The sequence below is a fragment of the Providencia sp. M-27 genome (genome assembly GCF_011077905.1).
GTDB classification, from domain to species: domain Bacteria; phylum Pseudomonadota; class Gammaproteobacteria; order Enterobacterales; family Enterobacteriaceae; genus Providencia; species Providencia huaxiensis.
Window position 1 is genome coordinate 138731 of record NZ_JAALBT010000004.1, and the last position, 24614, is coordinate 163344.

The window sequence follows — 24614 nt, forward strand, 5'->3', positions numbered from 1 at the left end:
AGTTGCATGAAACCAAGGTAAAGTTATGCAAACATCGGCACGAAACAAAAAATCAGTCCTAGTCACAGGTGCATCAAGCGGTATTGGCTTTTGTGCTGCACAGACACTTCGGCAGCGTGGCTACCATGTGATTGTTGCTTGCCGTAAAGAAAGCGATATTTTGCGCCTAAAAGAGCTAGGTTATGACACGGTATCCCTTGACCTCGATAATAAGAATAGCATAGAAACCGCGGCTCAAACGGTGCTAACACTCTGTAATCATCGCCTTTTCGGTTTATTCAATAACGCTGGTTTTGGGGTGTATGGCCCGTTAAATAGCGTCAGCCGTGAACAACTTGAAGCACAATTTTCCACTAACTTTTTTGGTGTTCACCAGTTAACCTTTTTGCTATTACCTGCAATGCTAGCGCACCATGAAGGGCGAATTATCCAAACTAGTTCAGTGATGGGGGTAATTTCAACCCCCGGTCGTGGCGCTTATGCTGCCAGCAAATACGCGCTGGAAGCATGGTCCGATGCGCTACGCTTAGAATTGGCAGGTACAGGGGTGAAAGTGAGTTTGATTGAACCGGGTCCGATCCATACGGCTTTTACTCAAAATGTTGAACAAACACAAAAAGATAAACCCGTTAAAAACCCAGGTATTGCTTCACGTTTCACCTTAACACCAGAACATGTGGTAGAAAAACTGATCCATGCGTTAGAAAGCCCCCGCCCAAAAGTACGCTATTCTGTCACGTTATTAACCGTCGCTGTGCGTATCTTAAAACGTATTCTACCTGACAAAATAATGGATAAAATACTGGCAAATCAGGGGAAAAAAGCTTGAAAAAAGCAAAATCAGCCCCACTTTATTACTATTGCTCACAAATTCTATTGATAACAAATTCAAAAGAGACTTCTTATGTTTGCTAACGCTCAGATAATTGATATTAACGAAACGAACCTACACCAAGTCATTGAACAATCAATGAACTTACCCGTCATGTTTTACTTTTGGTCACCGCGTAGCCCTCATTGCCAAGATTTCGGTACCATGTTGGAAAAAATTGCCAACGACTACGCAGGGTCATTTATTTTAGCTAAAGTTAATTGTGATGAAGAACAAATGATCGCAAGCCAGTTTGGCTTAAAAGCGATCCCTACTGTGTATGTGTTGCAAAATGGTCGCCCTGTTGATGGCTTTGAAGGGCCACAACCAGAAGAAGTAGTGTTAGAAATTTTAGCTCGCGTGCTGCCAAGCCCAGAAGAAATGAAAGCAGCACAAGCCGCTGAATTAATTGCAGAAGGTAAAACACAAGAAGCGCTGCCATTGTTAAAAGAAGCGCATCAGCTGAACCCCAAAAATAGCGATATCACATTATTATTGGCAGAAACCCAAATTGGTTTAAATCTCGTTGATGACGCACAAGCTACTTTAGAAGCTGTCCCATTACAGGATAAAGACAGTCGCTACCAAGGTTTAATCGCACAAATTGAATTATTGAAGCAAGCTGCGGACACCCCTGAAATTCAGCAATTACAAGATGAATTCAATCAAGATCCACAAAATACAACGTTAGCGGTTCAATTAGCCCTAAAACTGCATGAAGTGAACCGCAACGAAGAAGCGCTGGAAATGTTATTCGGCTTTTTACGTACCGACTTGGGTGCGGGTGACGGCGCAGTAAGAAAAACCATGATGGATATTATGTCGGCAATGGGAACCGGTGATGCAATTGCCAGTAAATACCGTCGCCAAGTATATTCATTACTTTACTAATTAAGGGTTAAATATGGACTTGTTCGCCTTTGGTGCAATACCGATTATCATTTTTGTCGCTGTCGTTATTGTTTTTACCTGTGTTAAAACAGTACCTCAAGGCTTCCAATGGACGGTTGAGCGCTTCGGCCGCTATACCCGTACGCTACAACCGGGCTTGCATATTATTGTGCCATTTATGGACAAAATTGGCCGCCGTATCAATATGATGGAACAAGTCCTTGATATCCCATCTCAAGAAGTTATTTCTCGCGATAATGCCAACGTCACAATTGATGCCGTCTGCTTTATCCAAGTCGTTGACCCAGTACGTGCTGCCTATGAAGTCAGTAACCTTGAGCTTTCAGTCCTGAATTTGACGATGACCAATATTCGTACCGTATTAGGTTCCATGGAACTGGACGAAATGTTGTCACAACGTGATTCCATTAATAGCCGTTTGTTGCACGTGGTGGATGAAGCAACCAACCCTTGGGGTGTCAAAATTACCCGTATCGAAATTCGTGACGTGAAACCACCAAAAGAATTGATTAGTGCGATGAATGCTCAGATGAAGGCTGAACGTACTAAACGTGCCGATATTCTTGAAGCCGAAGGGATCCGCCAAGCGGCAATTTTGAAAGCTGAAGGTGAAAAACAGTCACAAATTCTCAAAGCCGAAGGGGAACGTCAGTCGGCATTTTTACAAGCCGAAGCGCGTGAAAGAGCCGCGGAAGCGGAAGCAAAAGCGACACAAATGGTATCTGAAGCGATCGCCGCTGGGGATATGCAAGCAATTAACTACTTTGTGGCGCAAAAATACACCGATGCACTGACCAGTATTGGTTCTGCCGAAAACAGCAAAGTCATCATGATGCCATTAGAAGCCAGTAATTTAATGGGCGCAATTGGTGGGATCACTGAACTAATCGGCGAAAGCAAGAAAACCAGTGCCATGAAAAAGCAGGTAAAAGAATGATAGAGCTTATCAGTGCTCAACCCGCATGGTTTTGGCTGTGTCTTGGTGGGCTATTACTGATTGGTGAACTTCTTGGAACCGCAGGCTACCTTTTATGGTCGGGTATTGCGGCGGTACTTGTTGGGGTTATCGTTTGGGCTCTACCATTCATCGGTTGGGAGTGGCAAGGGGTCTTGTTTGCTATTTTTACCGTGGTCTCCGCTGTTTTATGGCGAAAATGGTTGAGTAATAGGCAAAAAAACAAGGCTGATAACGTCAACCAAATTAGCCATCAACTCATCGGTGTTAAAGGCCGTTTGTTGTCAGATACTGAAGAAGGTTTTAGCCGTGTACGCCTTGCTGATGGCAGTTGGCGTGTCTATAGCGACACGCCATTAAGTGCCAACACCGAAGTCGTCGTCATCGCAGTAGACGGCATCACCTTGCAGGTTAAGCCTTCGCATGGTGACAACACCCACGCGCCAAGTGGTCAATAATCGGGCAATCTGCACCATCATCCCCAGGGCACACGTCCACAAGCTCTTGTAATGTATCTCGAATGGCAGACAATTTAACGATTGTCTGCTCTATTTCATTTATCTTGGCTATCGTTGTCGTTTTTACATCTGCGCTATGTCTGGTTGGATTACGAAACAAACCTAATAGTTCTCCACATTCATCCAAGGTAAAACCCACATCTTTTGCCTGTTTGAGCAATACAAGTTCGTTTAAATGACGTTCTTGATAATAACGGTAGCTATTTTCCCCTCTTTCAGGGGGGGTAATTAGCCCTTTGTCTTCATAAAAACGAATAGCTTTTGCAGTTAGGCCTGTTTTTTTGGCAATTTCACTAATATTCATAATTCCTCTTGACCTTAACCTTGCTGGAAGGTGTAACCTTTGTTCATTGTCGAATTATAGACCTAATTGTAGATAAAGTTATAGACCCAATACATCAAACGGGTTTTGGAGGCTGCAAAATGAGTAACATGATTATTTTAAAATTACAGGGACTAAGCTGCATGCATTGTGTCGGTTCAGTCACTAAAGCGCTCGAAGGGCGTGGCGATGTCGCTAACTTAAAAGTCACTATCGATTATGCCGTGATGGAAAGTGATGCCAATGTCGCTGACTTAATTAAAACCATCGTTGATGCAGGTTATGAAGCTGAAGTGGCTAACACTCCAGATACCGAGTTACAGCTTTCCGGCCTCAATTGTATGAAATGTGCAGGTAAAACACAAAAAGCTCTCGAAGAGGTTGACGGTGTCGCTGCCGCTGTTGTCGATACCACCAGCGCCAAGGTATATGGCACTGCTGATGCGCAAACGTTAATCGCTGCCGTTCAACAAGCGGGCTATAACGCAGAAATTGCCCAAACTAAGGCGATCACTTTAGCTCTTTCGGGTCTAAGTTGCATGAAATGTGCCGCTAAAACGCAGCAAGCACTAGAAGCCGTTGACGGCGTTGATAGCGCAACTGTCGATACCCAAACCGCTGTTGTCCATGGTACCGCATCCGCAGAAGCCTTAATTGCGGCAGTTCAAGCCGCTGGCTACCAAGCTACAGAGGAGGGATCTCACCCAAAAACTGAGCCGCTGAGTACCACAACTGAACAGCCGGAAGCTGATTCAGCGGCAATCTGTGAGATCCCGGCACAAGAGTCTGATTTAGGTGAACAACCTGAAATTAGCCCAATGGATGACAGTGTACAGTTACTGCTTGATGGCATGACCTGTGCCAGTTGTGTCAATAAAGTTCAAAAAGCCTTAAATAGCGTACCGGGTGTTGAAAATGCACGAGTCAACTTAGCTGAGCGTAGCGCTTTAGTCACCGGAACCGCTGAACCTAATGATTTAATCGATGCTGTTGTCAAAGCAGGTTATGGCGCAGAGATCATTCAAGATGAAGCCAAGCGTCGTGAGCGCCAACAAGAAGTTGCTCAAGCTAATATGCATCGCTTCCGTTGGCAATCAGCATTAGCACTTGCCCTTGGTATCCCTGTGATGGTGTGGGGGATGATGGGCGATAACATGGTGCTGACTGAGCAAAACCATACCATTTGGCTCACCATAGGTGTATTAACCCTTGCAGTCATGGTATTTGCAGGTGGGCACTTTTATCGCAATGCATGGCAAAGCCTGAAAAATGGCAGCGCCACTATGGATACCTTAGTTGCGTTAGGAACAGGAGCAGCTTGGCTCTATTCTATTGTGGTGAATATTTGGCCTGAATGGTTCCCTGATCAAGCCAGACACCTTTATTATGAAGCCAGTGCCATGATCATCGGTCTTATCAACCTAGGTCACGCCTTAGAGCAACGCGCTCGCCAGCGCTCATCAAAAGCTCTTGAACGTTTGCTAGATTTGACGCCGCCAACAGCACGTGTTGTCACAGAGCAAGGCGAAGTGGATATGCCACTGGAGCAAGTCAAAAAAGGGATGGTTTTACGCTTAGCAACCGGTGACCGTGTGCCTGTTGATGGTGAAATTATCGAAGGCGAGGTCTGGCTAGACGAAGCCATGCTAACCGGTGAGCCGATCCCACAGCAAAAGAGTAAAGGGGATCAAGTCCATGCCGGAACCGTGGTACAAGATGGTACCGTACTATTTCGTGCCGCTGCTGTCGGTAGCCAAACGACTTTAGCACGAATTATCCACCTTGTTCGCCAAGCACAAAGTAGTAAACCACAAATTGGCCAACTTGCTGACCGAATTTCAGCCGTGTTTGTCCCCATTGTTGTGGGTATTGCCTTAATTTCAGGTGCTATTTGGTACTTTGTTGGGCCTGCACCACAAATTACTTACGCACTCGTTATCACAACAACCGTATTAATTATTGCGTGTCCTTGTGCGCTAGGCCTTGCAACACCAATGTCGATTATTTCTGGCGTGGGCCGAGCAGCTGAGTTTGGCGTGTTAGTACGCGATGCGGATGCATTACAGCAAGCCAGTGAATTAGATACTATTGTGTTTGATAAAACAGGTACATTGACTGAAGGAATGCCTCAAGTTACAGATATCCATGTGTTTAATGGGTTCGAACAAGACACCGCCTTACAGTATGCCGCTTCATTAGAAAATGGCTCTAATCACCCACTAGCTCGCGCTGTTTTAAATCGCGCAAAAGGTTTAACGCTGCCGGCTAATGAACAGTTTAGAACCTTAGCTGGGTTAGGTATTAGTGCAATAATTAACGGCCAAACTATTTTGTTAGGTAACCAAAAACTGTTAGCGCAAAATAATGTTGATACCCGTGACGTGGAAGAAACGCTACACCAACAAGCGACTCAAGGCGTAACCCCTGTATTGCTAGCTATTGATGGAAAAGTTGCTGCGCTATTATCTATCCGTGACCCATTACGTGAAGACAGTATAAGTGCGCTGGCGCGTTTACATAAACAAGGTTTCCGTTTAGTCATGTTAACCGGAGACAACCCAGTAACCGCCAATGCGATAGCCAAAGAAGCGGGTATTGATGAAGTGATTGCAGGCGTCATGCCAGACGGAAAATCTGCGGCAATTGAAGCCTTACAAGCCAAAGGCCACAAAGTGGCAATGGTCGGTGATGGTATCAATGATGCCCCAGCCCTTGCCCGAGCTGACGTTGGTATTGCGATGGGTGGCGGTAGTGATATCGCGATTGAGACCGCATCCATTACCTTAATGCGCCAAAGCTTACATGGCGTTGCCGATGCAGTGTCTATTTCAAAAGGAACACTGCGTAACATGAAGCAAAACCTATTTGGTGCCTTTGTTTATAACACATTAGGCATTCCAATCGCGGCGGGTATTTTATACCCAATTACGGGGACTTTACTTAACCCTGTTGTTGCAGGTGCAGCAATGGCCTTATCATCCATTACCGTGGTCAGTAACGCCAACCGCTTATTACGCTTTAAACCTGAGAAATAATGGCTAACTTATTTATATTTCGTTGCCTATGCTAATAAATAGCATATAAAAGGGCCTCAAATTGCTGAGGCCCTTTTATATTAAGAGTATCTAATACTACGGAAATTACCAAAAAACTGCATATAGCATAGCGAAGATAATAAAGATGGCATATGACGAGATATTAAATGCTGCACTCGTTTTAAATTCTTTCGCGGTCAATATAATCGCTTTCGGATCATCATCGCCTGTATTATTTGTTAAACTCACTACGAAAATACAAACAATAGTAAACAGAAATGTATATAGCATTTGATCTAAGAATGGCATACCGAATGGCATCAGCTTCAGGAATAAAGCGAATGGAATTGATAGAACGACTCCCCAAATAGCGCCTTTAGATGTTGCTTTCTTCCAGTATATCCCTAATAAAAAGACCGCTAAAATACCAGGACTGACTAAACCTGTATATTCTTGGATATACTGAAATGCTTGCCCTAGATTTTTCAGTAATGGTGCAATAAAGCTCGCAATAATTAATGAAATAATTGCAGAGAAACGACCGACATTAACTAAAACTTTTTGGCTAGCTTTAGGCGCAATGTACTCTTTATAGATATCCATCGTAAATATTGTCGCGATAGAGTTAAGCATTGAAGCTAATGAAGAGACAATTGCTGCAGTTAAAGCTGCAAATACAAGTCCTTTAACACCTGCGGGTAAAAATTGAGCTAACCATGGGTAAGCTTTATCCGCTTGTTCAAAACTTGGTAAATTAAATGTCGCATACTCTCCTAATCCTGCCAATAAAGCAGGGTCATTTACAATAACATAAGCCGCAATTCCCGGTATAACCACAATGATAGGCAATAAGAATTTAATAAATGCGGCAAAAACTAATCCTTTTTGCGCTTCATTTGTGGATTTAGCAGCTAATGCTCTTTGAATAATATATTGATTAAATCCAAAATAGTACAAGTTAGCGACCCATAATCCCCCAAGTAAAACAGCGATACCTGGTAAATTTTCAAATTGCGGGTGGTCTTTACTAAGGATCATTTCAAAATGCTCTGGTGCCGCTTGCGTTAATTGACCTAATCCTGAGAAAAAGCCTTGTTCTCCACCAATATAGTCTATCGCTAAAAATGCAGTTAAAAAACCGCCAAGGATAAGAACAAAAACTTGAACGACGTCAGTCCATGCTACAGCAGATAACCCACCATAAACTGAATAGACGACAGCAAATATTGATAATCCTGCAATCGCATACATCATTGGAACATTTAGAATAGTTTCTAATGCTAATGCACCTAAGTATAATACTGAGGTTAAATTCACAAAAACAAATAACCCTATCCAGAAAATAGCTAGAATTGTTTTTAACGATTTATTGTAACGTTTCTCAACAAACTCCGGTATTGTATAAATTCCTTCTTTTAAAAAAATTGGTAATATAAATTTAGCAACAACCACTAACCCTATCGCAGCAATCCATTCATATGCTGAAATCGCTAATCCAATTGAAAAACCAGAACCGGACATACCGATAAATTGCTCTGCAGATATATTCGCTGCAATTATTGAGGCACCAATAGCCCACCAAGGTAGACTTTTACTTGCAAGGAAATAATCTTCAGTCGTTTTTGTTTGACCATTTTTAGTTCTGGAGACCCATAAACCAATTCCAATAATAACAATCGCATAAGTAATAAAAATCACATAATCTAATGTACTTAAACCAATTATTTCTGTGTTCATAGTGTATTCTCCACACTAATCTTGCATAACGGCACTACGACCGCCATCAATTAAAATAGTTGTCCCTGCAATAAAACCAGCATCACTACTCGATAAAAATAAACAAAGCTTGCCCACTTCTTCCGGCTTACCGATTCGCTTAACACAGTGTTTATTTTCAATTTCTTGGCGTGCTTTACGTGAATCTGCAAAAGAATCAAAATAGGTTTGATTACCTTCTGTATCAATAAAACCCGGTGCAATACCGACCGTTCTTATTGTGGGTCCCCAATTTAACATTAAGCTTTGAACGAGAGATAGAAGAGCCCCTTTGCTTATATTGTAGGGTGCACATTCTGGTAATGTGTGATACGCGTGATTAGATGTAATAATAATAATTACACCATTACTTTTTTCTAATGACGGCTTGAATGCTTTAGCCATTCTCCAATGTGATTTTAAATTCAAGTCAAAATTGTGATCCCAATCTTCTTCGTCACAATCAATACCTTTGAATATATTTTTTCCTGCATTTGAAACTAAAACGTTAATTGTTCCAAATTTTTCACTTACCATTTTTGAAAAGTTTGTAATTTCATTTTTTTTAGAAACATCAACTTCATAATAAAAAAAACTATCAGTGTACTTTTCTGTTAAGAGAGAAATATTTTTATTTTTGGGTTCACAAGCGCATCCAATGACAATATCTCCATTCTTCAAATACGTCTCACAAATACTATAGCCAATACCTTGACTGACGCCAGTAACAACAACAACTCTAGAATTATTATTCATATTAAGATACCTGTTCTATCTTTTGCTATGTTTATTAATTATTTTTTATTTCAGGATTAACTAATTTAGCTGGAATGAGAAATATCAACGGTGCACATAAAGCTAAAAAACCGGCTAATATAAGTAACCCGATACCAGAACTACCTGTTAAATCATTTAACCATCCTAAAACCGTCGGCCCAAAAAAACCTGCCAGATTTCCAACCGAATTAACTAACGCTATACCAGCAGCTGCAGCAGTTCCTGAGAAAATTGCACCCGGTAAACTAATATAAGTAGGAATTAGAGCTAAAGTTCCTGAGATAGCAACACAGATCCAAAACATCATTGCTATTGTCGAACCTTCATTTAAAGAACTAAAGACTAACCCTATAGAACCTAATATCGCTGGAATAGCAATATGCCAACGTCTCTCTTTTTTAAGATCTGAGTGATAGCTGTTCCACAACATAAATATAGAACCAAACAAATAAGGTAATGCCGCTATAAAACCAATTGATAAGTCATCAGTTATCCCAGACGATTTAATTATGGATGGCAACCAAAAATTAATTCCATAATAACCAATGTTAAAACTAAAGAAAATTAGTGATAATAGCCAAACATACTTGTTTTTTAACAAATCTTTCAGACTAGCAGCGACTTTTCCATCACTGTTTTTTTTCTTTTGTTCTCCATCTTTTTTTAGATCATCTTGTATGACCAATTTCTCTTCATCTGTTAGCCATTTTGCTGACTTAACATCGTTATCTAAATATTTTAAAACAACAAATGCCAATAAAAATGAAGGTATTGCTTCAACTAAGAAAAGCCATTGCCAGTTATACCAGGGCCCAACACCATCAAACATCTTTAAAATAAAACCTGATAATGGACTACCTAAAATTGTCGATAAAGGCGTTACTAATATAAATAGCCCCAATGTTTTAGCTGAACGCCATGATGGAAACCATAGCGTCAAATAGAACACAATCCCAGGAAAGAACCCTGCTTCCGCAACACCTAATAAAAAACGGACAACGTAAAATTGAGTCGGCGTTTGAACAAACATAGTTAGTGCAGATAATATTGACCAGCTGACCATTATTCTAGCGATCCAAAATCTCGCACCATATCGCTGCATTAATAAGTTGCTAGGCACTTCAAATAAAAAATAGCCAATAAAAAATATACCAGCACCGAGCCCATAAACTGTATTACTAAAGCTAAGGTCCTCCTGCATATGTAATTTTGCGAAACCAACATTCACTCTATCTAGGTAGGCAAAAAAATAACATAGAACAAGAAAAGGAATTAACCTAAATATAACTTTTCTATAAACCTTATCTTTTTCTTTCTCTATTATTTTATCATTTTCAGAAATCAGTGATGAATTACCCATATCACCCTCCACCGTTAATTGGCGTTAAGTTAAACTCATTCATAAATTCAGCGATTGTTTTCATGTCATCATTATTAAGTGAATAATTAGGTCTTCGACAATAATCACTTTTTAAAATCCCTCTTTTGTTTAGAATTGTTTTTTCTACTTGAATAATATATTCGCAATGTGTCATCCATTGATTAATATATTTCAATAATCGTCCATGTAGCTTTTGCGCTTTATCTTTCTCTTTATTTACCCAAAGACGATATATTTCGACATAAATTTCCGAGAAAGAACACCCTGGCATTACACCTTTCCCACCAATATCTAGCATGTCAAGCATATATAGACCTGCATAGCCGTTAAGCACTACAGCATCAGGTACATAGCTCAAAAATTCTTGGGTATATTCTGTCGGAGGGTTACATTCTATTTTGAAAACCGCATTAGGATAAATTTCACTCCACTGTGCCATTTTTGATGGCGTAATGAGAAACCCTGTTTCATTAGGAGCATATTGCAACATAACAGGAATTGATACTGATTCTAATACCTCTTGAATATGCTTCTCGACGGCGGCTTGAGATGGGTTCAAAAAAAAGGGAGGAAGTAGCATCAGAGCATCCGCACCAAGCTGTTCATATTTTTTGGCTCTTTTAATTGCATTTTCAGTTGAGTGATCAGTGACCGATAATGCCTTATAAAAATTAACCTCTGATTGATTAAGATAAATATCCGCTAATAAATCACGTTCATAATCATTAAATTTAGCAAATTCACTTGCAACGCCAAATAGCGTTGCACCATTAACACCAATCGAATTTAAATAAGAAATAATGTTAGAAAAACCCTGTTCATCTATTTCACCATATCTATCAAATGGTGCTGCAATAATTGGATTAACACCAATTATGTCATTAACTTGATATTTCATTACAGATCCTCATCGTCAATAAATATAGCGCCAAGAGCTGCTGAAGAAGTACTTTTTCGATATAAACGTAAAAAACCACGAGGGACTTCTTTGTGAACTGGAATCCAGTGTTGCTTTCTTGAATCTAAAATTTCATCTGACACTTTTAGTGATATTTGTCGATTAGGAATATCTATAACTATAGAGTCACCATCTTCAATTAAACCAATAATTCCCCCTTCTACAGCCTCAGGAGACATATGACCAACAAACAAACCTCGATTAGAGCCTGAAAATCTTCCATCTGTAATTAATGCACAACTGTCTGATAAATTCATACCTTCTAGTAATTTCATTGGTAGGTACATTTCAGGCATGCCTGGACCACCTTTTGGCCCCTCATAACGTAGGACAAGAACGCTACCTGGTTTTACTTGACCATTCATAATTGCATCAACAGATTCTTGTTCACTATTAAAAGTGATTGCTTTACCTTCGAAAAACATCAAGTTTTCAGGAACCGCGGCAGGTTTAACCACACAACCTAGAGGCGACAAATTACCCGTCAAAACTGCAATTCCTGACTCTTTGCGCACAGGATCACTCAATGTTTTTATGACTTCTGGGCGTGTTGTCTTCATATTTCTGGCTAACAAAGCACCTTTTTCTTCACCATCAACAGTCATTGTGTCTGAAAATAAAATAGATGAAATTTCATGCTCGACTGCAGGAACGCCACCAGCTTCCCAATAATCAATCATGTCGTGCTCTGATGCGGGATATAAAGCAGATACTAGAGGAACTTTATAACTCAATTCATCAAATGATTTTAAAGGCAAGTGCCCTAGCCCTGCTTCATAATGAATCGCTTGTAAGTGAAGAATGGCATTCGTTGACCCGCCTGTTGCCAATAGGTAAGCCATTGCATTATGTATGGATTTCTTATTAATAATTTGACGTGCGGTGATATCTTTCAGTACTAAAGAAACTATCTTTTTTCCTGACTCAATAGCAATCAACCTACGCTCCTTCGACACCGCAGGCAACGTGCTACCACCAGATAAAGACATCCCCATCGCTTCTGCAATGCAGCACATCGTATTCGCTGTACCATACATTGTGCATGAACCAGGCCCAGGCTCTGCGATATTTTCTATATGTTCAAATTCTGCTTCATCGATTAACCCTTGTTTTTTCCACCCAATAGCTTCCGTTATAATGTTTCCGTCCCAATGTTTTCCTTTATATTCAGCTGGATACATTGGTCCACCATTAACAAGGATCGCAGGAACATCTAAACGCGCTGCGGCCATTAGCATGGCTGGAACTATCTTGTCACAAGAACCGAGTAGCACCATTCCATCAAATCGATGCGCCCTCATCATGCATTCAATAGAAGCTGTGATAACTTCACGGGATGCTAAGACATAACGCATACCAAAATGCCCTTCAGCAATACCATCACAAGGCGCGATAGTACCGAAAACCATACCAACACCGCCTCCTTCATCGATCCCTTTTAATACATTTTCGGTAAGTTCATTAAGATTAACGTGGCCCGCCGTTGCATTGGTGTAGCTATTAACGACCGCAATAACTGGGCGTTTTAATTGTTCTGTTGTATGGCCACTCGCTTTATATAAAGCTCGTTTTAAGGCCCCACTGTCTCCTTGTAAACTAGGATTAAAGTGTGTATTACAAGAAGAACACCCTCCACAATTACTCATTTTTTTCTCCATCAATTTTTACAGTACAAATGTGTTACTAGGTTGACCAATAAAACTTGTTTTAATGGAAGTTACCCTTCCATCATTTGTAGTTACTTTTTTTAACCCGTCATAAGCAGAAGTTACATAAAGGGTTGATTGGTCAATTCCTGAAAATATACAACTCGTTGGTTGAGAGGAACCAACTATTATTTTTCCTATTAATTGCATTGAATTATTCAAATCGTATAAAGCAAGACATTTATCTCCCCAGCAAGCATTAATTAAAATACCTTCTTTGGTTAGAGCCGAACCATCTGCAATATAATTAACTGGATACTCTTTAATCTCATTTGTGTTTAAATCTTTTCGATAAAAAACTTTACGCCCTGAGTCTGCAAACCAAAATCCACCGCCAAACCACTGCATAGTATTAGGGATAAGTAAATTAGAATGAATACAGTTCAATTCCTTTCTTTTAACATTGAACTCATAAATCCTACCTATAGGATTATTGGCATTTTTATCCATCACACTGATAAAAATATTTCCATCAGGTGAAATTTGGCATTCATTAGTTCTTATTCCTTCATTGTTAAACTCAAATTCAAAGTAAATACTCAACTCTTTAGTCTTATAATTTAAAACATAAACTCCATTGATATTAATCAAAATAAAAAAATTTTTTATGTTCGTTGGTAAAACGGCACTCGTTAATATTGGAATATCCTGTATTTCTATAACATCACTTAAATCAGGATAAAACCGAAATAATTTCCCTTTTTTAATATCAACCCAAAGTAGCGAATTAGTGTGATGACACCAAATTGGTGACTCACCCAATTCAGCTTGAGGGCTTCTTATAACTTTAGTATCAAATGCAAAAATACTTTTTGGCATTATCGATTATTCCATGCATCTATTAATTTATCTGCATTTTTCAAGACTTCCTCAACGCTCATTGTTGGCTTATATAGGCTTCCGCCAATACCGAATCCATTAGCCCCTGATTCTATATAAGCATTTAATTGATTAGAGTCCGCAGAGATCCCTCCAACTGGAAAATATAAGCCTTTTTTAGGCAGAACAGTTAACATTGCACTAAGTACTTTTGGTGTTATCATATCTGCGGGATAAAATTTTAAAATATCTGCACCATATTCTATTGCATTAAAAGCTTCAGTCACTGTGTAAACGCCCGGGCAACTAATCATTTGTAGATCTTTAGTTTTTCGAACAACATCTTCATTCAAATTAGGCGAGATAATAATTTCCCCACCAATATCTTTGATTTTTTGAACCTGTTCTATTTTGAGAACAGTTCCTGCACCTATAGTTGCTTGATTACCAAATTCTTTAATTAATAACTCAATAACTTCATATGCATAATCAGTATTCAAGGGCACTTCTATATATTTTATCCCCTTATCAATCAAACCACTACAAACTGGAATTGCATGTTCTACCGTTAACCCTCTCAATATAGCAATGAATGGGTACTTATTATTACTCCAATGTACTTCGAACTCTGTTCCATTTTTCATTTTAATTACCTAATTGATTAATTAATTTAAATGTACCTTTTAGAAAACACCCATTACTAGATACATATTCCATATTTAGGCCAAAGTATTTACCTGCAACGATATATTTTTCACCTAATGACTCATTTGTAATTACCCATATTTTATTTTCATACTCTACATTTTTTAATTCAATTCCAATTAAAATACCTGACAAATAACTGCCAACAAATTCAGCAGGTATTTCTTTATTTAATTGTTTAGTTCTGGCAGAGAAAATTAAATGTTTAAATGGAATATTTTCCTTAGATTTTTCGATTCCTGTTAAGAAATACTTTTCATTATCAATCTGTTTTGGCAATCCTTTACCAATCATTGATGAGTTTATTAATAAGGAATAGAGCTCCCCTGTCATAAAGCTAGTAAACGTTTTTATTTCACCATGGGAAATAACGCTGTGTTTACTATGTGTTCCTGGCAGAATTGCATAAGTATCTGCACTGTCTGCTAATCCAAGTAATTGGGTTTCTTCTCCACGCATAACATCTGGTAATGCATACTGGCTTAAATTTTGAATACCTGGAACAATCCACGCTTTACTACCCCAGTATGTGGTTAATTCTTTCAGTGACTCGGCTAACCCCTTTGCGGTTATTGGTACTTCTTGATATGGAACTTCATACCAACCTTTTTGGGAGCCAACCATTCCTGCTAATAAAATAGGAAGTTTCCCTTTCGATGTTAGCCAATGCTCAATATTACGGTATAAAACAACATCAAATTGGTTTTCAGTAACGGATAAAATTCCTTCAGTTCCAATAACCTCATCAATGATTTCATCTTTTTTCATTAAAAAAGCACGAAAATTTGTAGTACCCCAATCCACCGCAATCCAATACACTTTGTCCACCTCAACCTTGTAATACAAGTTAATGTAATTTGTATCACATGATTTTATTGTGTCAACTAGGTGAAAATAAGAAAAAAATGATAATCATTTGATAATGTTGAATTTATTGGTATTTACGGAGGGATTAGTTTTTGTTATTTGTTATCTACGTCTACTTTTTTGTAAGTATCAACCTCACCTTACAGTAAAAAATAAACCGTATAACTGGCGGTAGAATCTATATCAGTTACGTTATTTTAGTCACACGAACAAAGATCAGCAGGCAGTTGAACGCCAATCATGATAGATTGTTACAGTCATCAATATTACATCAAAATAAGGTTTTAATTTAATGGCCGAGCCTCAGCAAACATTAGCTCAATCGATTATGCAACAAATCGGGATGCAAATTATTCTTGGGTATTATAAAGATAATATGCTACCTGGTGAAAATGAGCTCGCACAACAATTTTCCGCATCAAGAACATCAATTCGCAATGCACTACAGCAACTTTCCAGTAAAGGGCTTATCTCTATTCAGCCAAAGAAAAGAAGTGTTATTAATCCAAGGGATGAATGGAATTTTCTTGATTACGACCTACTTAAATGGGTTGGCAAAGCAGGAGTTTCTCCTGAACTATTCAAACAACTCGTTGTATTAAGGCTCATGTTTGAACCTAATGCTTCCGCACTAGCTGCCAGCTTTGCTACAGGAGCAGATTTAGCAGACCTAGAGAAAGCCTGGTTTTTAATGCAAAAAGGCCATGAGCAAGATTCTTTGGCTTTATTCGAACAAGGTGATATTGACTTCCATTACGCATTACTCAAAGCCTGTCATAATCCTTTTTTATTTTCAATCGGGAATGCCATCCAAGAAGCACTCATTTTGTCGTTCAAACATACGCAAGAAAAAAGTGCGAGGGAAACAACCGAGTCAGTTAAAATGCATAAATTATTGTTTGATGCGATCCGCTTAAAAGACAGCCATAATGCAAAAAAACTGATGAAAGAAATTATTTTAACTGCTGCGACTCGCCATTTCCCAAATTTAGATCAAGAAAAATATTTAGATATTTTAGATCGTTAACTAAATTAACCATAATATTGGTAGTTAGCAGATTCTATTTACGCTACACATGACTCTCTGTGTTATTTAAAGTATAAAAAATGATGCAAATCTACACGAAGACAACTAAAGCTGATTAAATTTATACTAACTAAGATGTTATTATGTGAAAGCTAAGCCTATACTTATAAATAGTTAGTTATTTAATATTTGGAGTACAAAATGCTTAATATTGATCGTGAGAAACTCGCCAAACTTGCGGGAGAAGAGTTTAAAAAACAACGCACCTTTCTGGTGATCTTATCCATTTTACTGTTAGCTGGTGGGCTTTTTTGTATTATCAACCCGATGATCTCCGGTATTGCCGTCAGTACAGTACTGGGTGTACTGCTGATTATTGGCGGTGTTGGTGCGATAGTCAGCATCTTGAGTACGGTGATTTATACTGGTTGGTCACGGTTATTTGGTTTTGTTATTGGTCTTATTTATATTATTGTCGGCTACTCGTTTATTAAAGATCCGTTACAAAGTTTAGTGGCGTTGGCTATTTTGGTGGCCGCGTTATTTATTGTTGGTGGGGTGATCCGGCTCTATGTCGGCTTCCAACAAATTAGCTCAGCGGGTGGCTGGTTACAAATCATCATTGGGCTGTTAGATTTCTTTATTGCCTATTTACTCATCGGTAATGGTCCAATTACATCAATTACCTTACTGACAACCCTAATTGGGATCGAAATGGTGTTTAGTTCCTTTAGCTTATTCGCTTTACTCAGTGTATTTAAAGGCATTAGTAAGAATAACTAACCCTATGATGCCCCTTTATTAGGGGCATTTTTTTACTTTGTCTCGCCTCCACGAAAAATCAGTCAGCTAAAAAATGCGTAATCGGTGATGAGCATTCGCAAATTACGGCAAGATTGTTTAACCTAGTAAAATGAGAAATAGCGCAGGGACGAAATCGTGGGCAAACTGATTGAAAATTTAAAAAACTGGCTTCATACGGAAACTGCTCCAGTTTACCCTTACCCTGCGGTTGATATTCGGCTATCAAAAAACCTTAAATTGCACGTTGTGGGGAGTATCCATATGGGAACAGAGAATATGTTTCCTTTGTCTGCCACATTATTAGATAAACTTAATTTCGCAGATGCCTTAATTGTTGAGGCAGATATCACTGAAACTCACTCCCCATTTCCTAATGATGTAGCAGAGCATCTTCCTGTAGAACAGCGGTTAACCGATGGTGAATATCATCTTTTTCAACAATATTGTTTAGAGCTCCGCCAATCCCCCGAACGCTTTGATACCTTACCCTCATGGCAAATCGCCCTGATCTTGCAAGCGACCCAAGCTCAAGAGCTAGGGCTCAGAGGCCATTATGGTATTGACTACCAACTTATCCGTAATGCGCAATCACAACTCAAACCAGTTATTGAGTTAGAAGGAACCGCCTCTCAAGTTGAATTGCTGCTTTCTTTGCCTAATAATGGGTTAGCGTTGTTACAAGACTCATTGAACCACTGGCGTGAAAATGCGCGCTCGCTACAGACAATGATAAGCTGGTGGCTAGATTACCAACCCAATAACCGCACGGCTTTACCCAATACGTTTAGCGAAGACATTTACCAAGTATTGATGAAGCAACGAAATGCGAATTGGAGTGAGCAGCTTAAGTCACTTCCTGATGGTAACTATGTTGTCGCTGTTGGTGCATTACATCTGTTTGGTGAAAATAGTCTGGTAGAATATTTGCGAAATTAAGCTATAAGTTATAAATAGAAGGCTCAAAATGACCCCAGCCGTGAAATTACTCGAAAAACAAAAAATTTCCTTCACTTTACATCCTTATGACCACGACCCAAATGAAAATAACTTTGGTGATGAAGCGGTACGAAAACTTGGGTTAGATGCCAAACAGGTGTTTAAAACCTTATTGGTTGCGCTCAATGGTGATCAAAAAACGTTAGCCGTCGCTGTTACACCTGTTTCAGGGCAATTAGATTTAAAACAGGTCGCCAAAGTGTTTAAAGTCAAAAAAGTTGAAATGGCAGATCCACAAATAGCCCAAAAGACTACTGGGTATTTACTTGGTGGCATTAGTCCATTAGGCCAAAAAAAGCGCCTGCCAACGGTAATTGACGACCAAGCTCAGCAATATGCCACACTGTTTATTTCAGGTGGAAAGCGTGGATTAGATATTGAACTTGCTCCTAACGATCTCGCAAAAGTACTGAATGCAACCTTCGCTGAAATACGTAAATAGCACTAAGCCATAATGGTTCTGGTGGCTGTTAAATCACCTTTAGCTAAAAAAGCCCCACCGCGAGCAGTGAGGCTTTCAAGGTAATAATGATTTAATTATTTATTATTATAAATAATTTCACCTTTGGGTTCATAGTCTGCCGCTTTCAGAGGGGAATGTTTTTCAATATACCCCTTGAGCACTTCCGCATCGACAAAGCCGGTATTAACGTAGTTAGGATGGTTGTCAATTTTCGGGTAACCGTCACCACCAATCGCATTAAAATTCAACGTGGCCATACGATAGGTTTTCGCTGGGTCAACAGGCTTACCATCAATTTTGACATCACTGATCGTGCCATCTTTATTCAGCGTTAAGTTCACATTGTAGAACTGGCCATATGCACCTGCATCCGGTTTCATATTCGCAACTGCGGTCAGGTATGGGATAACTTCATCACCTTTGAAATCCACATAAACTAACTCATTGGCAAATGGCTGAACTTTAAGAACATCTTTATAAGTGATATCGCCACTTTCGATAGAGTCACGAACACCGCCACCACTCATGATCGCGAAGTCAGCTCCTGCACGTTCTTTCTGTGCAGCTAACAGAAGGTGCCCCATATTGGTTTGTACAAAACGCACTTTGCTGCGATCGCCTTCGAGTTTGCCTTCAACAGATCCCACTTTAACACTCAGTTGCTTGTCACCTTTTTCTTGATAAGGTGTCAATAATTTCATCATGTCAGGGTTGTGAGCAATTTCTTGCGTATAGTAAACTCGCTCGCTCGTTCCATCTTCTTTTGTCACTTTTTTCTTCAAGTTAATAGGAATTAACTGGTAGTGCTTGAGCGTAAACTTGCCGTTTTTAAACTCAAAATCCGCACGGCCAACATATTTACCCCATTCATGAGCTTGAACAATCCAAGTCCCATTTTGGTTATCTGGCGCACACGGTGTACCTGGTACATAGTCTTCTTGCTTGTAGTTTTTCTTTTCTTGAGACATACAAACAGGGTCTTGTGAGTGACCACCCACTATCATATCTAAATAGCCAGCCGGTAAGCTGCGCGCCATTTCGACATCGCCTGGGGCATTGGAGCCATGATTGCCATCGTCATAGTGGCCCATATGCGTTGCTGCGATGATAATGTCTGGTTTTTCTGTTGCGCGGAGCTCTTCAACCACTTTTTTAGCTTCATCCGCAGGCACACGGAATTCAACATCAGGGAAGTTAGCAGGGTTACCGATACGTACGGTATCGTCAGTTGTCAGCCCCATCACTGCAATTTTTACACCTTGTTTATCAAAAACTTGATAAGGCTTGAAAAGACGTTTGCCTGTGCTGCTTTGATAAATATTGGCGGATAAAAACGGAAAGGTTGCCCACTTTTCTTGCTGACGCAGCGTTTCAAGCGGGTTATCAAACTCATGGTTCCCTAATGCCATCGCATCGTAACCCACTAAGTTCATTCCTTTAAAATCGGGTTCTGCATCTTGTAAATCAGACTCTGGTACACCGGTATTAATATCACCACCAGAGAGCAGTAAAACACTACCACCTTGCTTAGCGACTTCGTCACGAATTTCATCAACCACCGTTTTTTGCGCGGCTAAACCATATTCGCCATGGTCGTTGTGCCAGAAATGGCCGTGATGGTCATTGGTATGTAGAATGGTAATATTGTATGTTTTGTCTTTTTCCCACGCATTTGCCATAGTTGCGGGTATTAACGCTAACGATACCGTTAATGCGCATGCGGATGCCTTAAATGCAAACTTCATACATTTCTCCCTGCTGATATAGGAATTTTTATTCAGTCATATTAGATTATAGTTTGTCACTACCTGCTGTCTTATAGCATAAAAATATGATCAGGATTTGATACCTATTGCAGAATAAGAAATTCGTTTCATAAAAATGAGATCATCATCAAATAATTAACCGACACTAATTATTCACGTGATTTATTTATCCATTTAAATAAATTGTATTTCAGTTATATTGATAACAATTATGTAACACAGAAAGTTGATAATAATATGAGTGAGCAAACCACAAACCCTAACAACCCAAGCCCGTCAAAGCCAATAAACAAAACGGGGAAAACGGTCTTTAGTATCCTAACTGCCATCAGTGTCTCTCATTTACTTAATGACATGATCCAGTCACTGATCTTAGCCATTTATCCTTTATTACAATCTGATTTTTCATTAAGTTTTGCCCAAATTGGGATGATCACCCTCACTTATCAGATTACTGCATCATTACTGCAACCTATTATCGGCTATTATACCGATAAACACCCGCAGCCATATTCTCTGCCAATAGGTATGAGCTTCACGTTAACGGGATTAATATTGCTAGCAATGGCTGAAACCTTCCCGACTATATTACTGGCCGCGGCACTCGTTGGAACCGGCTCTTCCGTATTCCACCCTGAGTCCTCACGTGTTGCACGTATGGCATCAGGGGGGCGTCATGGCCTCGCACAATCCTTTTTCCAAGTGGGTGGCAACTTAGGGGCCTCCCTTGGGCCATTACTTGCAGCGCTGATTATTGAACCTTATGGCAAAGGCAATATTGGCTGGTTCTCACTGGCTGCCCTACTTGCAATTGTTATTTTGCTGCAAGTCAGCAGTTGGTATAAACACCAACATCGTGCCGCAAGTAAAAAACCGATCGGCGCGGGAAATGTAAAAGTTTTACCACGTAAAGTCATTGTTGGCTCTTTAGCTGTACTATTAGTCCTGATTTTCTCCAAATACTTCTATTTGGCCAGTATCAGCAGCTATTACACCTTTTATCTGATCGATAAATTCGGTGTTTCAGTGCAAAATGCGCAAATTCATTTGTTTGTTTTCTTATTTGCCGTTGCCGCTGGCACAATGATTGGCGGGCCAATAGGTGACAAAATAGGGCGTAAATACGTTATTTGGTTCTCAATCCTTGGTGTTGCGCCATTTACTTTAATTTTACCCTACGCATCCCTCTATTGGACTGGGGTACTTACCGTCATTATTGGTTTGATTTTAGCCTCCGCATTTTCAGCTATTTTAGTCTACGCACAAGAGCTGATCCCCGGTAAAACCGGCATGGTATCAGGGTTGTTCTTTGGGCTGGCCTTCGGTATGGGGGGCGTTGGTGCAGCAGTTTTAGGTCATATCGCAGACCAAACCAGTATTGAACAAGTTTATCATTATTGCGCTTTCTTACCATTACTTGGGATTTTTACAGTATTACTGCCAAATATTGGTAACAAATAGTTTTATTTTCTTATTTTACCCATACTTACCTAAAAATAAGTATGGGTCTTTCCTTCCTCAATCCAAACAAATTCCAGATAAAAATCTCACAAACATAGCGCTTGTAACGATTTAGCACCTTTAAGCTGTCTTTTTTTTAAAAACATTTCATTTTTTTAAGGAAATTTATCTCAAAAAAAGTTAGAATATAAAAACATGCAAATTGCATTTTAAAATGAAGGCCTCATTTTAAAAGTCAACGGCATGTACCCACCTTTCTATTTTTATATTCACCAGAGGAGACTAAATGGAGCATTCAACGCCCTTAATCACAACCATTGTTGGTGGTCTCGCCCTTGCATATTTGTTAGGTATGATCGCGCAGCGATTAAAAATTTCCCCTTTAGTTGGCTATCTTGCGGCCGGTGTTCTTGCAGGCCCATTTACCCCCGGTTTTGTTGCTGATGCAGCACTGGCACCTGAACTTGCTGAAATCGGTGTTATCTTACTGATGTTTGGGGTAGGCCTACATTTTTCATTAAAAGATTTACTTGCTGTTAAAGCTATCGCCATTCCCGGAGCCATTGCACAAATCGCAGTAGCCACCTTATTGGGTCTTGGCCTCTCTATGCTATTTGGTTGGGGAATATTTACAGGCGTTGTATTTGGCCTGTGTTTATCCACTGCCAGTACCGTCGTATTACTACGGGCCTTAGAAGAACGTCAATTGATTGAAAGCCAGCGTGGGCAAATTGCTATAGGCTGGCTGATCGTTGAAGACTTAGCCATGGTCTTAACACTTGTTCTACTGCCTGCCGCAGCCGCTATTATGAACACGGATGACGCAAGTTTCAGTGAGCTTGCATTAGGCCTTGCATGGACAATTGGTAAAGTAGTTCTATTCATATTCATTATGATTGTCGTGGGTCGTAAAGTGATCCCATGGATTTTATCACGTACCGCATCAACAGGTTCTCGTGAACTATTTACCCTTGCTGTTCTCGCACTTGCATTAGGTATTGCCTATGCCGCTGTGGCGATTTTCGATGCTTCATTTGCCCTCGGTGCGTTCTTCGCAGGGATGGTATTAAATGAGTCTGAGCTCAGCCATCGCGCTGCACAAGACACTCTGCCATTACGTGACGCCTTTGCTGTTCTGTTCTTTGTCTCGGTTGGGATGCTATTCGACCCAGTCGTGTTAATTGAACAACCTTTAGGGATTCTAGGGGTTCTGGCCATTATCATTATTGGTAAATCTGCAGCGGCCTTGGTTCTTGTCAGGATGTTTGGGCACTCACGGCGAACAGCGCTAACCATTTCCGTCAGTTTGGCGCAAATCGGTGAGTTTGCCTTTATCTTAGCAGGCATGGGCTTGACCCTTGGCGTGATGGATAAAGACGCACAAAACTTGGTATTAGCAGGCGCAATTGTCTCTATTATGCTGAATCCTGTGTTATTTAGCTTATTAGATAAGTACCTTGAGAAAACCGAGACTATCGAAGAGCAACTGCTGGAAGAGACTCTGGAAGAAGAAACTCAAGTTCCTGTCGATATCTGCGGCCACGCAATCATCGTCGGTTACGGCCGAGTCGGTGGCATGCTTGCAGACAAACTGCGTAGAAGGGAGATTCCGGTTGTTGTTGTTGAAGATACCCGCGCTCGGTTTGAAGAACTTGCTGAAAATGGCTTTAGCGCAATTTTAGGCAATGGCGCAAATAAAGATATCATTAGTCTTGCACGTATTGAATGCGCCAAAACATTGCTTTTAACCATTCCGAATGGTTATGAAGCAGGGGAGATTGTCGCAACAGCAAAAGAAATGAACCCAGATATCACTGTGATTGTTCGTGCCCATTATGATGATGAAGTCAGCTTTATCAAAGAACGAGGGGCTGAGCATATTATTATTGGTGAACATGAAATTGCTAAATCTATGGCGACACTCATGTGCAATGATGTGGAAGAGTTCGGTTGTTCTATTGATGATTTTATTGATAACGACAATAGAAAAGTCGAAGGCAAAAACTTAGATGAATATCTAAAACCTAGCCACTAAACGCCGCCCTATCTTTAAAGCCGTAGCCTTTGGGTTACGGCTTTTTTGTGCACAAAAAAATCCATGACGATAAAACGTCATGGATCATCAAGATAGCGATAAATAAACGTTATTCTGCCATTTGTTCTTTGAACTCATCCCCTGTCCAAACCGGCAACCCTTGATCTTTAAAAAACTGAATTTCCGCTGCAACACCGCCGCTCTTCTCCCACCCCGGTAATGTCAGCACAATTAACCCATCACAACGCTTTAGAAACTCCATATCAATAGAAGACCAAGCGACTTTTTGTCCTTGTGAGGCAAGGTATTGGTTAATAGGATGGGTCATCGTGATTTGGCTATAAGTTGCTATACCTTTAAGCGCAAGCTCTGCCGCGAATTTAGTGCACTCTTGGAAGCGCATTTCCACAACATTGCTATCGGGGTCTGAATAAGGGCAAGCAATAAAATAGAGGCTCATAATAATTCCTAGTATTGGCGT

The 24614-nt window shown here is 40.0% G+C and carries 22 protein-coding genes; 11 read left to right on the forward strand and 11 right to left on the reverse strand.

All coding sequences use genetic code 11. The features are described from left to right. The first annotated feature begins 25 nt into the window (after positions 1-25). The 4 genes from G6Q48_RS08030 to G6Q48_RS08045 all read left to right on the forward strand — a co-directional run bounded on the left by G6Q48_RS08030 (position 26) and on the right by G6Q48_RS08045 (position 3196). On the forward strand, positions 26-829 hold the full coding sequence (locus G6Q48_RS08030; protein ID WP_166265637.1) for an SDR family oxidoreductase: 804 nt from the start codon (positions 26-28) through the stop codon (positions 827-829). Positions 830-904: 75 nt separating this feature from the next. Continuing rightward, complete coding sequence (locus G6Q48_RS08035; RefSeq protein ID WP_166265640.1) at positions 905-1762, forward strand: co-chaperone YbbN; 858 nt, start codon at positions 905-907, stop codon at positions 1760-1762. A 13-nt stretch (positions 1763-1775) separates the two neighbouring features. Next, positions 1776-2720 carry an SPFH domain-containing protein gene (locus G6Q48_RS08040; protein ID WP_004260315.1) on the forward strand — a complete coding sequence of 315 codons (945 nt, stop codon included), beginning with the start codon at positions 1776-1778 and terminating at the stop codon, positions 2718-2720. Further along, on the forward strand, positions 2717-3196 hold the full coding sequence (locus G6Q48_RS08045) for an NfeD family protein (protein WP_166265643.1): 480 nt from the start codon (positions 2717-2719) through the stop codon (positions 3194-3196). Before G6Q48_RS08040 ends, G6Q48_RS08045 begins: the two co-directional genes overlap by 4 nt. On the opposite strand, the gene cueR is transcribed toward G6Q48_RS08045, so the two are convergent. After that, the gene (gene cueR / locus G6Q48_RS08050; protein ID WP_094960975.1) at positions 3150-3560 is read right to left on the reverse strand and encodes a Cu(I)-responsive transcriptional regulator; all 411 of its coding nucleotides are present in this window, start codon (positions 3558-3560) and stop codon (positions 3150-3152) included. The genes G6Q48_RS08045 and cueR overlap by 47 nt on opposite strands. 119 nt (positions 3561-3679) lie before the next feature. Here cueR and copA point away from each other — a divergent pair, with 119 nt between their 5' ends. Next, complete coding sequence (gene copA, locus G6Q48_RS08055) at positions 3680-6613, forward strand: copper-exporting P-type ATPase CopA (protein ID WP_166265646.1); 2934 nt, start codon at positions 3680-3682, stop codon at positions 6611-6613. Between the two features lie 105 nt (positions 6614-6718). Here copA and G6Q48_RS08060 read toward each other — a convergent pair whose 3' ends face one another. The 8 genes from G6Q48_RS08060 to G6Q48_RS08095 are packed head-to-tail and all read right to left on the reverse strand — an operon-like array spanning position 6719 to position 15533. After that, positions 6719-8350 carry a sodium/sugar symporter gene (locus tag G6Q48_RS08060; protein ID WP_166265649.1) on the reverse strand — a complete coding sequence of 544 codons (1632 nt, stop codon included), beginning with the start codon at positions 8348-8350 and terminating at the stop codon, positions 6719-6721. Positions 8351-8365: 15 nt separating this feature from the next. Beyond that, positions 8366-9124 carry an SDR family NAD(P)-dependent oxidoreductase gene (locus G6Q48_RS08065; RefSeq protein ID WP_166265652.1) on the reverse strand — a complete coding sequence of 253 codons (759 nt, stop codon included), beginning with the start codon at positions 9122-9124 and terminating at the stop codon, positions 8366-8368. A 34-nt stretch (positions 9125-9158) separates the two neighbouring features. Then, entirely contained in the window at positions 9159-10505 is a 1347-nt protein-coding gene (locus G6Q48_RS08070) for an MFS transporter (protein ID WP_166265655.1), read from the reverse strand. A gap of 1 nt (position 10506) precedes the next feature. Continuing rightward, positions 10507-11424, reverse strand: a complete 918-nt coding sequence (locus tag G6Q48_RS08075) for a dihydrodipicolinate synthase family protein (RefSeq protein WP_166265658.1) — start codon at positions 11422-11424, stop codon at positions 10507-10509. Continuing rightward, positions 11424-13130 carry a dihydroxy-acid dehydratase gene (gene ilvD, locus G6Q48_RS08080; RefSeq protein ID WP_166265661.1) on the reverse strand — a complete coding sequence of 569 codons (1707 nt, stop codon included), beginning with the start codon at positions 13128-13130 and terminating at the stop codon, positions 11424-11426. The genes G6Q48_RS08075 and ilvD overlap by 1 nt, the downstream gene beginning before the upstream one ends. 18 nt (positions 13131-13148) lie before the next feature. Beyond that, positions 13149-14009, reverse strand: a complete 861-nt coding sequence (locus tag G6Q48_RS08085; RefSeq protein WP_166265664.1) for an SMP-30/gluconolactonase/LRE family protein — start codon at positions 14007-14009, stop codon at positions 13149-13151. Continuing rightward, a complete protein-coding gene (locus G6Q48_RS08090; RefSeq protein WP_166265667.1) occupies positions 14009-14653 on the reverse strand; it encodes a 2-dehydro-3-deoxy-6-phosphogalactonate aldolase in 645 nt (214 codons plus the stop codon). Before G6Q48_RS08090 ends, G6Q48_RS08085 begins: the two co-directional genes overlap by 1 nt. Position 14654: 1 nt before the next feature. Further along, positions 14655-15533 carry a 2-dehydro-3-deoxygalactonokinase gene (locus G6Q48_RS08095; RefSeq protein ID WP_166265670.1) on the reverse strand — a complete coding sequence of 293 codons (879 nt, stop codon included), beginning with the start codon at positions 15531-15533 and terminating at the stop codon, positions 14655-14657. A gap of 340 nt (positions 15534-15873) precedes the next feature. Here G6Q48_RS08095 and G6Q48_RS08100 point away from each other — a divergent pair, with 340 nt between their 5' ends. The 4 genes from G6Q48_RS08100 (at position 15874) to ybaK (ending at position 18850) form a co-directional block, all read left to right on the forward strand. Then, positions 15874-16608: a FadR/GntR family transcriptional regulator gene (locus G6Q48_RS08100; RefSeq protein ID WP_166265674.1), complete on the forward strand. Its 735-nt coding sequence runs from the start codon at positions 15874-15876 to the stop codon at positions 16606-16608. A gap of 201 nt (positions 16609-16809) precedes the next feature. Continuing rightward, positions 16810-17391: an HdeD family acid-resistance protein gene (locus G6Q48_RS08105; RefSeq protein WP_166265677.1), complete on the forward strand. Its 582-nt coding sequence runs from the start codon at positions 16810-16812 to the stop codon at positions 17389-17391. Between the two features lie 156 nt (positions 17392-17547). Continuing rightward, entirely contained in the window at positions 17548-18348 is an 801-nt protein-coding gene (locus tag G6Q48_RS08110; protein ID WP_102139381.1) for a TraB/GumN family protein, read from the forward strand. Positions 18349-18376: 28 nt separating this feature from the next. Further along, positions 18377-18850: a Cys-tRNA(Pro)/Cys-tRNA(Cys) deacylase YbaK gene (gene ybaK, locus G6Q48_RS08115; protein ID WP_102139382.1), complete on the forward strand. Its 474-nt coding sequence runs from the start codon at positions 18377-18379 to the stop codon at positions 18848-18850. A 95-nt stretch (positions 18851-18945) separates the two neighbouring features. On the opposite strand, the gene ushA is transcribed toward ybaK, so the two are convergent. Then, entirely contained in the window at positions 18946-20616 is a 1671-nt protein-coding gene (ushA, locus tag G6Q48_RS08120) for a bifunctional UDP-sugar hydrolase/5'-nucleotidase UshA (protein WP_166265680.1), read from the reverse strand. Positions 20617-20874: 258 nt separating this feature from the next. On the opposite strand from ushA, the gene G6Q48_RS08125 reads away from it, so the two are divergent. Both G6Q48_RS08125 and ybaL read left to right on the forward strand, forming a co-directional pair. Further along, the gene (locus G6Q48_RS08125) at positions 20875-22098 is read left to right on the forward strand and encodes an MFS transporter (RefSeq protein ID WP_102139384.1); all 1224 of its coding nucleotides are present in this window, start codon (positions 20875-20877) and stop codon (positions 22096-22098) included. A gap of 286 nt (positions 22099-22384) precedes the next feature. Continuing rightward, on the forward strand, positions 22385-24133 hold the full coding sequence (ybaL, locus tag G6Q48_RS08130; protein WP_102139385.1) for a YbaL family putative K(+) efflux transporter: 1749 nt from the start codon (positions 22385-22387) through the stop codon (positions 24131-24133). Between the two features lie 109 nt (positions 24134-24242). Here ybaL and G6Q48_RS08135 read toward each other — a convergent pair whose 3' ends face one another. Further along, positions 24243-24593 carry a DUF1937 family protein gene (locus G6Q48_RS08135; protein WP_102139386.1) on the reverse strand — a complete coding sequence of 117 codons (351 nt, stop codon included), beginning with the start codon at positions 24591-24593 and terminating at the stop codon, positions 24243-24245. Positions 24594-24614: the final 21 nt, after the last annotated feature.

Excerpts from the sequence above, each read along its gene's own strand:
- G6Q48_RS08030 (WP_166265637.1), top strand. The coding sequence starts at position 26 with ATGCAAACATCGGCACGAAACAAAAAATCAGTCCTAGTCACAGGTGCA.
- G6Q48_RS08035 (WP_166265640.1), top strand. The coding sequence starts at position 905 with ATGTTTGCTAACGCTCAGATAATTGATATTAACGAAACGAACCTACAC.
- G6Q48_RS08040 (WP_004260315.1), top strand. The coding sequence starts at position 1,776 with ATGGACTTGTTCGCCTTTGGTGCAATACCGATTATCATTTTTGTCGCT.
- G6Q48_RS08045 (WP_166265643.1), top strand. The coding sequence starts at position 2,717 with ATGATAGAGCTTATCAGTGCTCAACCCGCATGGTTTTGGCTGTGTCTT.
- cueR (WP_094960975.1), bottom strand. The coding sequence starts at position 3,560 with ATGAATATTAGTGAAATTGCCAAAAAAACAGGCCTAACTGCAAAAGCT.
- copA (WP_166265646.1), top strand. The coding sequence starts at position 3,680 with ATGAGTAACATGATTATTTTAAAATTACAGGGACTAAGCTGCATGCAT.
- G6Q48_RS08060 (WP_166265649.1), bottom strand. The coding sequence starts at position 8,350 with ATGAACACAGAAATAATTGGTTTAAGTACATTAGATTATGTGATTTTT.
- G6Q48_RS08065 (WP_166265652.1), bottom strand. The coding sequence starts at position 9,124 with ATGAATAATAATTCTAGAGTTGTTGTTGTTACTGGCGTCAGTCAAGGT.
- G6Q48_RS08070 (WP_166265655.1), bottom strand. The coding sequence starts at position 10,505 with ATGGGTAATTCATCACTGATTTCTGAAAATGATAAAATAATAGAGAAA.
- G6Q48_RS08075 (WP_166265658.1), bottom strand. The coding sequence starts at position 11,424 with ATGAAATATCAAGTTAATGACATAATTGGTGTTAATCCAATTATTGCA.
- ilvD (WP_166265661.1), bottom strand. The coding sequence starts at position 13,130 with ATGAGTAATTGTGGAGGGTGTTCTTCTTGTAATACACACTTTAATCCT.
- G6Q48_RS08085 (WP_166265664.1), bottom strand. The coding sequence starts at position 14,009 with ATGCCAAAAAGTATTTTTGCATTTGATACTAAAGTTATAAGAAGCCCT.
- G6Q48_RS08090 (WP_166265667.1), bottom strand. The coding sequence starts at position 14,653 with ATGAAAAATGGAACAGAGTTCGAAGTACATTGGAGTAATAATAAGTAC.
- G6Q48_RS08100 (WP_166265674.1), top strand. The coding sequence starts at position 15,874 with ATGGCCGAGCCTCAGCAAACATTAGCTCAATCGATTATGCAACAAATC.
- G6Q48_RS08105 (WP_166265677.1), top strand. The coding sequence starts at position 16,810 with ATGCTTAATATTGATCGTGAGAAACTCGCCAAACTTGCGGGAGAAGAG.
- ybaK (WP_102139382.1), top strand. The coding sequence starts at position 18,377 with ATGACCCCAGCCGTGAAATTACTCGAAAAACAAAAAATTTCCTTCACT.
- ushA (WP_166265680.1), bottom strand. The coding sequence starts at position 20,616 with ATGAAGTTTGCATTTAAGGCATCCGCATGCGCATTAACGGTATCGTTA.
- G6Q48_RS08125 (WP_102139384.1), top strand. The coding sequence starts at position 20,875 with ATGAGTGAGCAAACCACAAACCCTAACAACCCAAGCCCGTCAAAGCCA.
- ybaL (WP_102139385.1), top strand. The coding sequence starts at position 22,385 with ATGGAGCATTCAACGCCCTTAATCACAACCATTGTTGGTGGTCTCGCC.
- G6Q48_RS08135 (WP_102139386.1), bottom strand. The coding sequence starts at position 24,593 with ATGAGCCTCTATTTTATTGCTTGCCCTTATTCAGACCCCGATAGCAAT.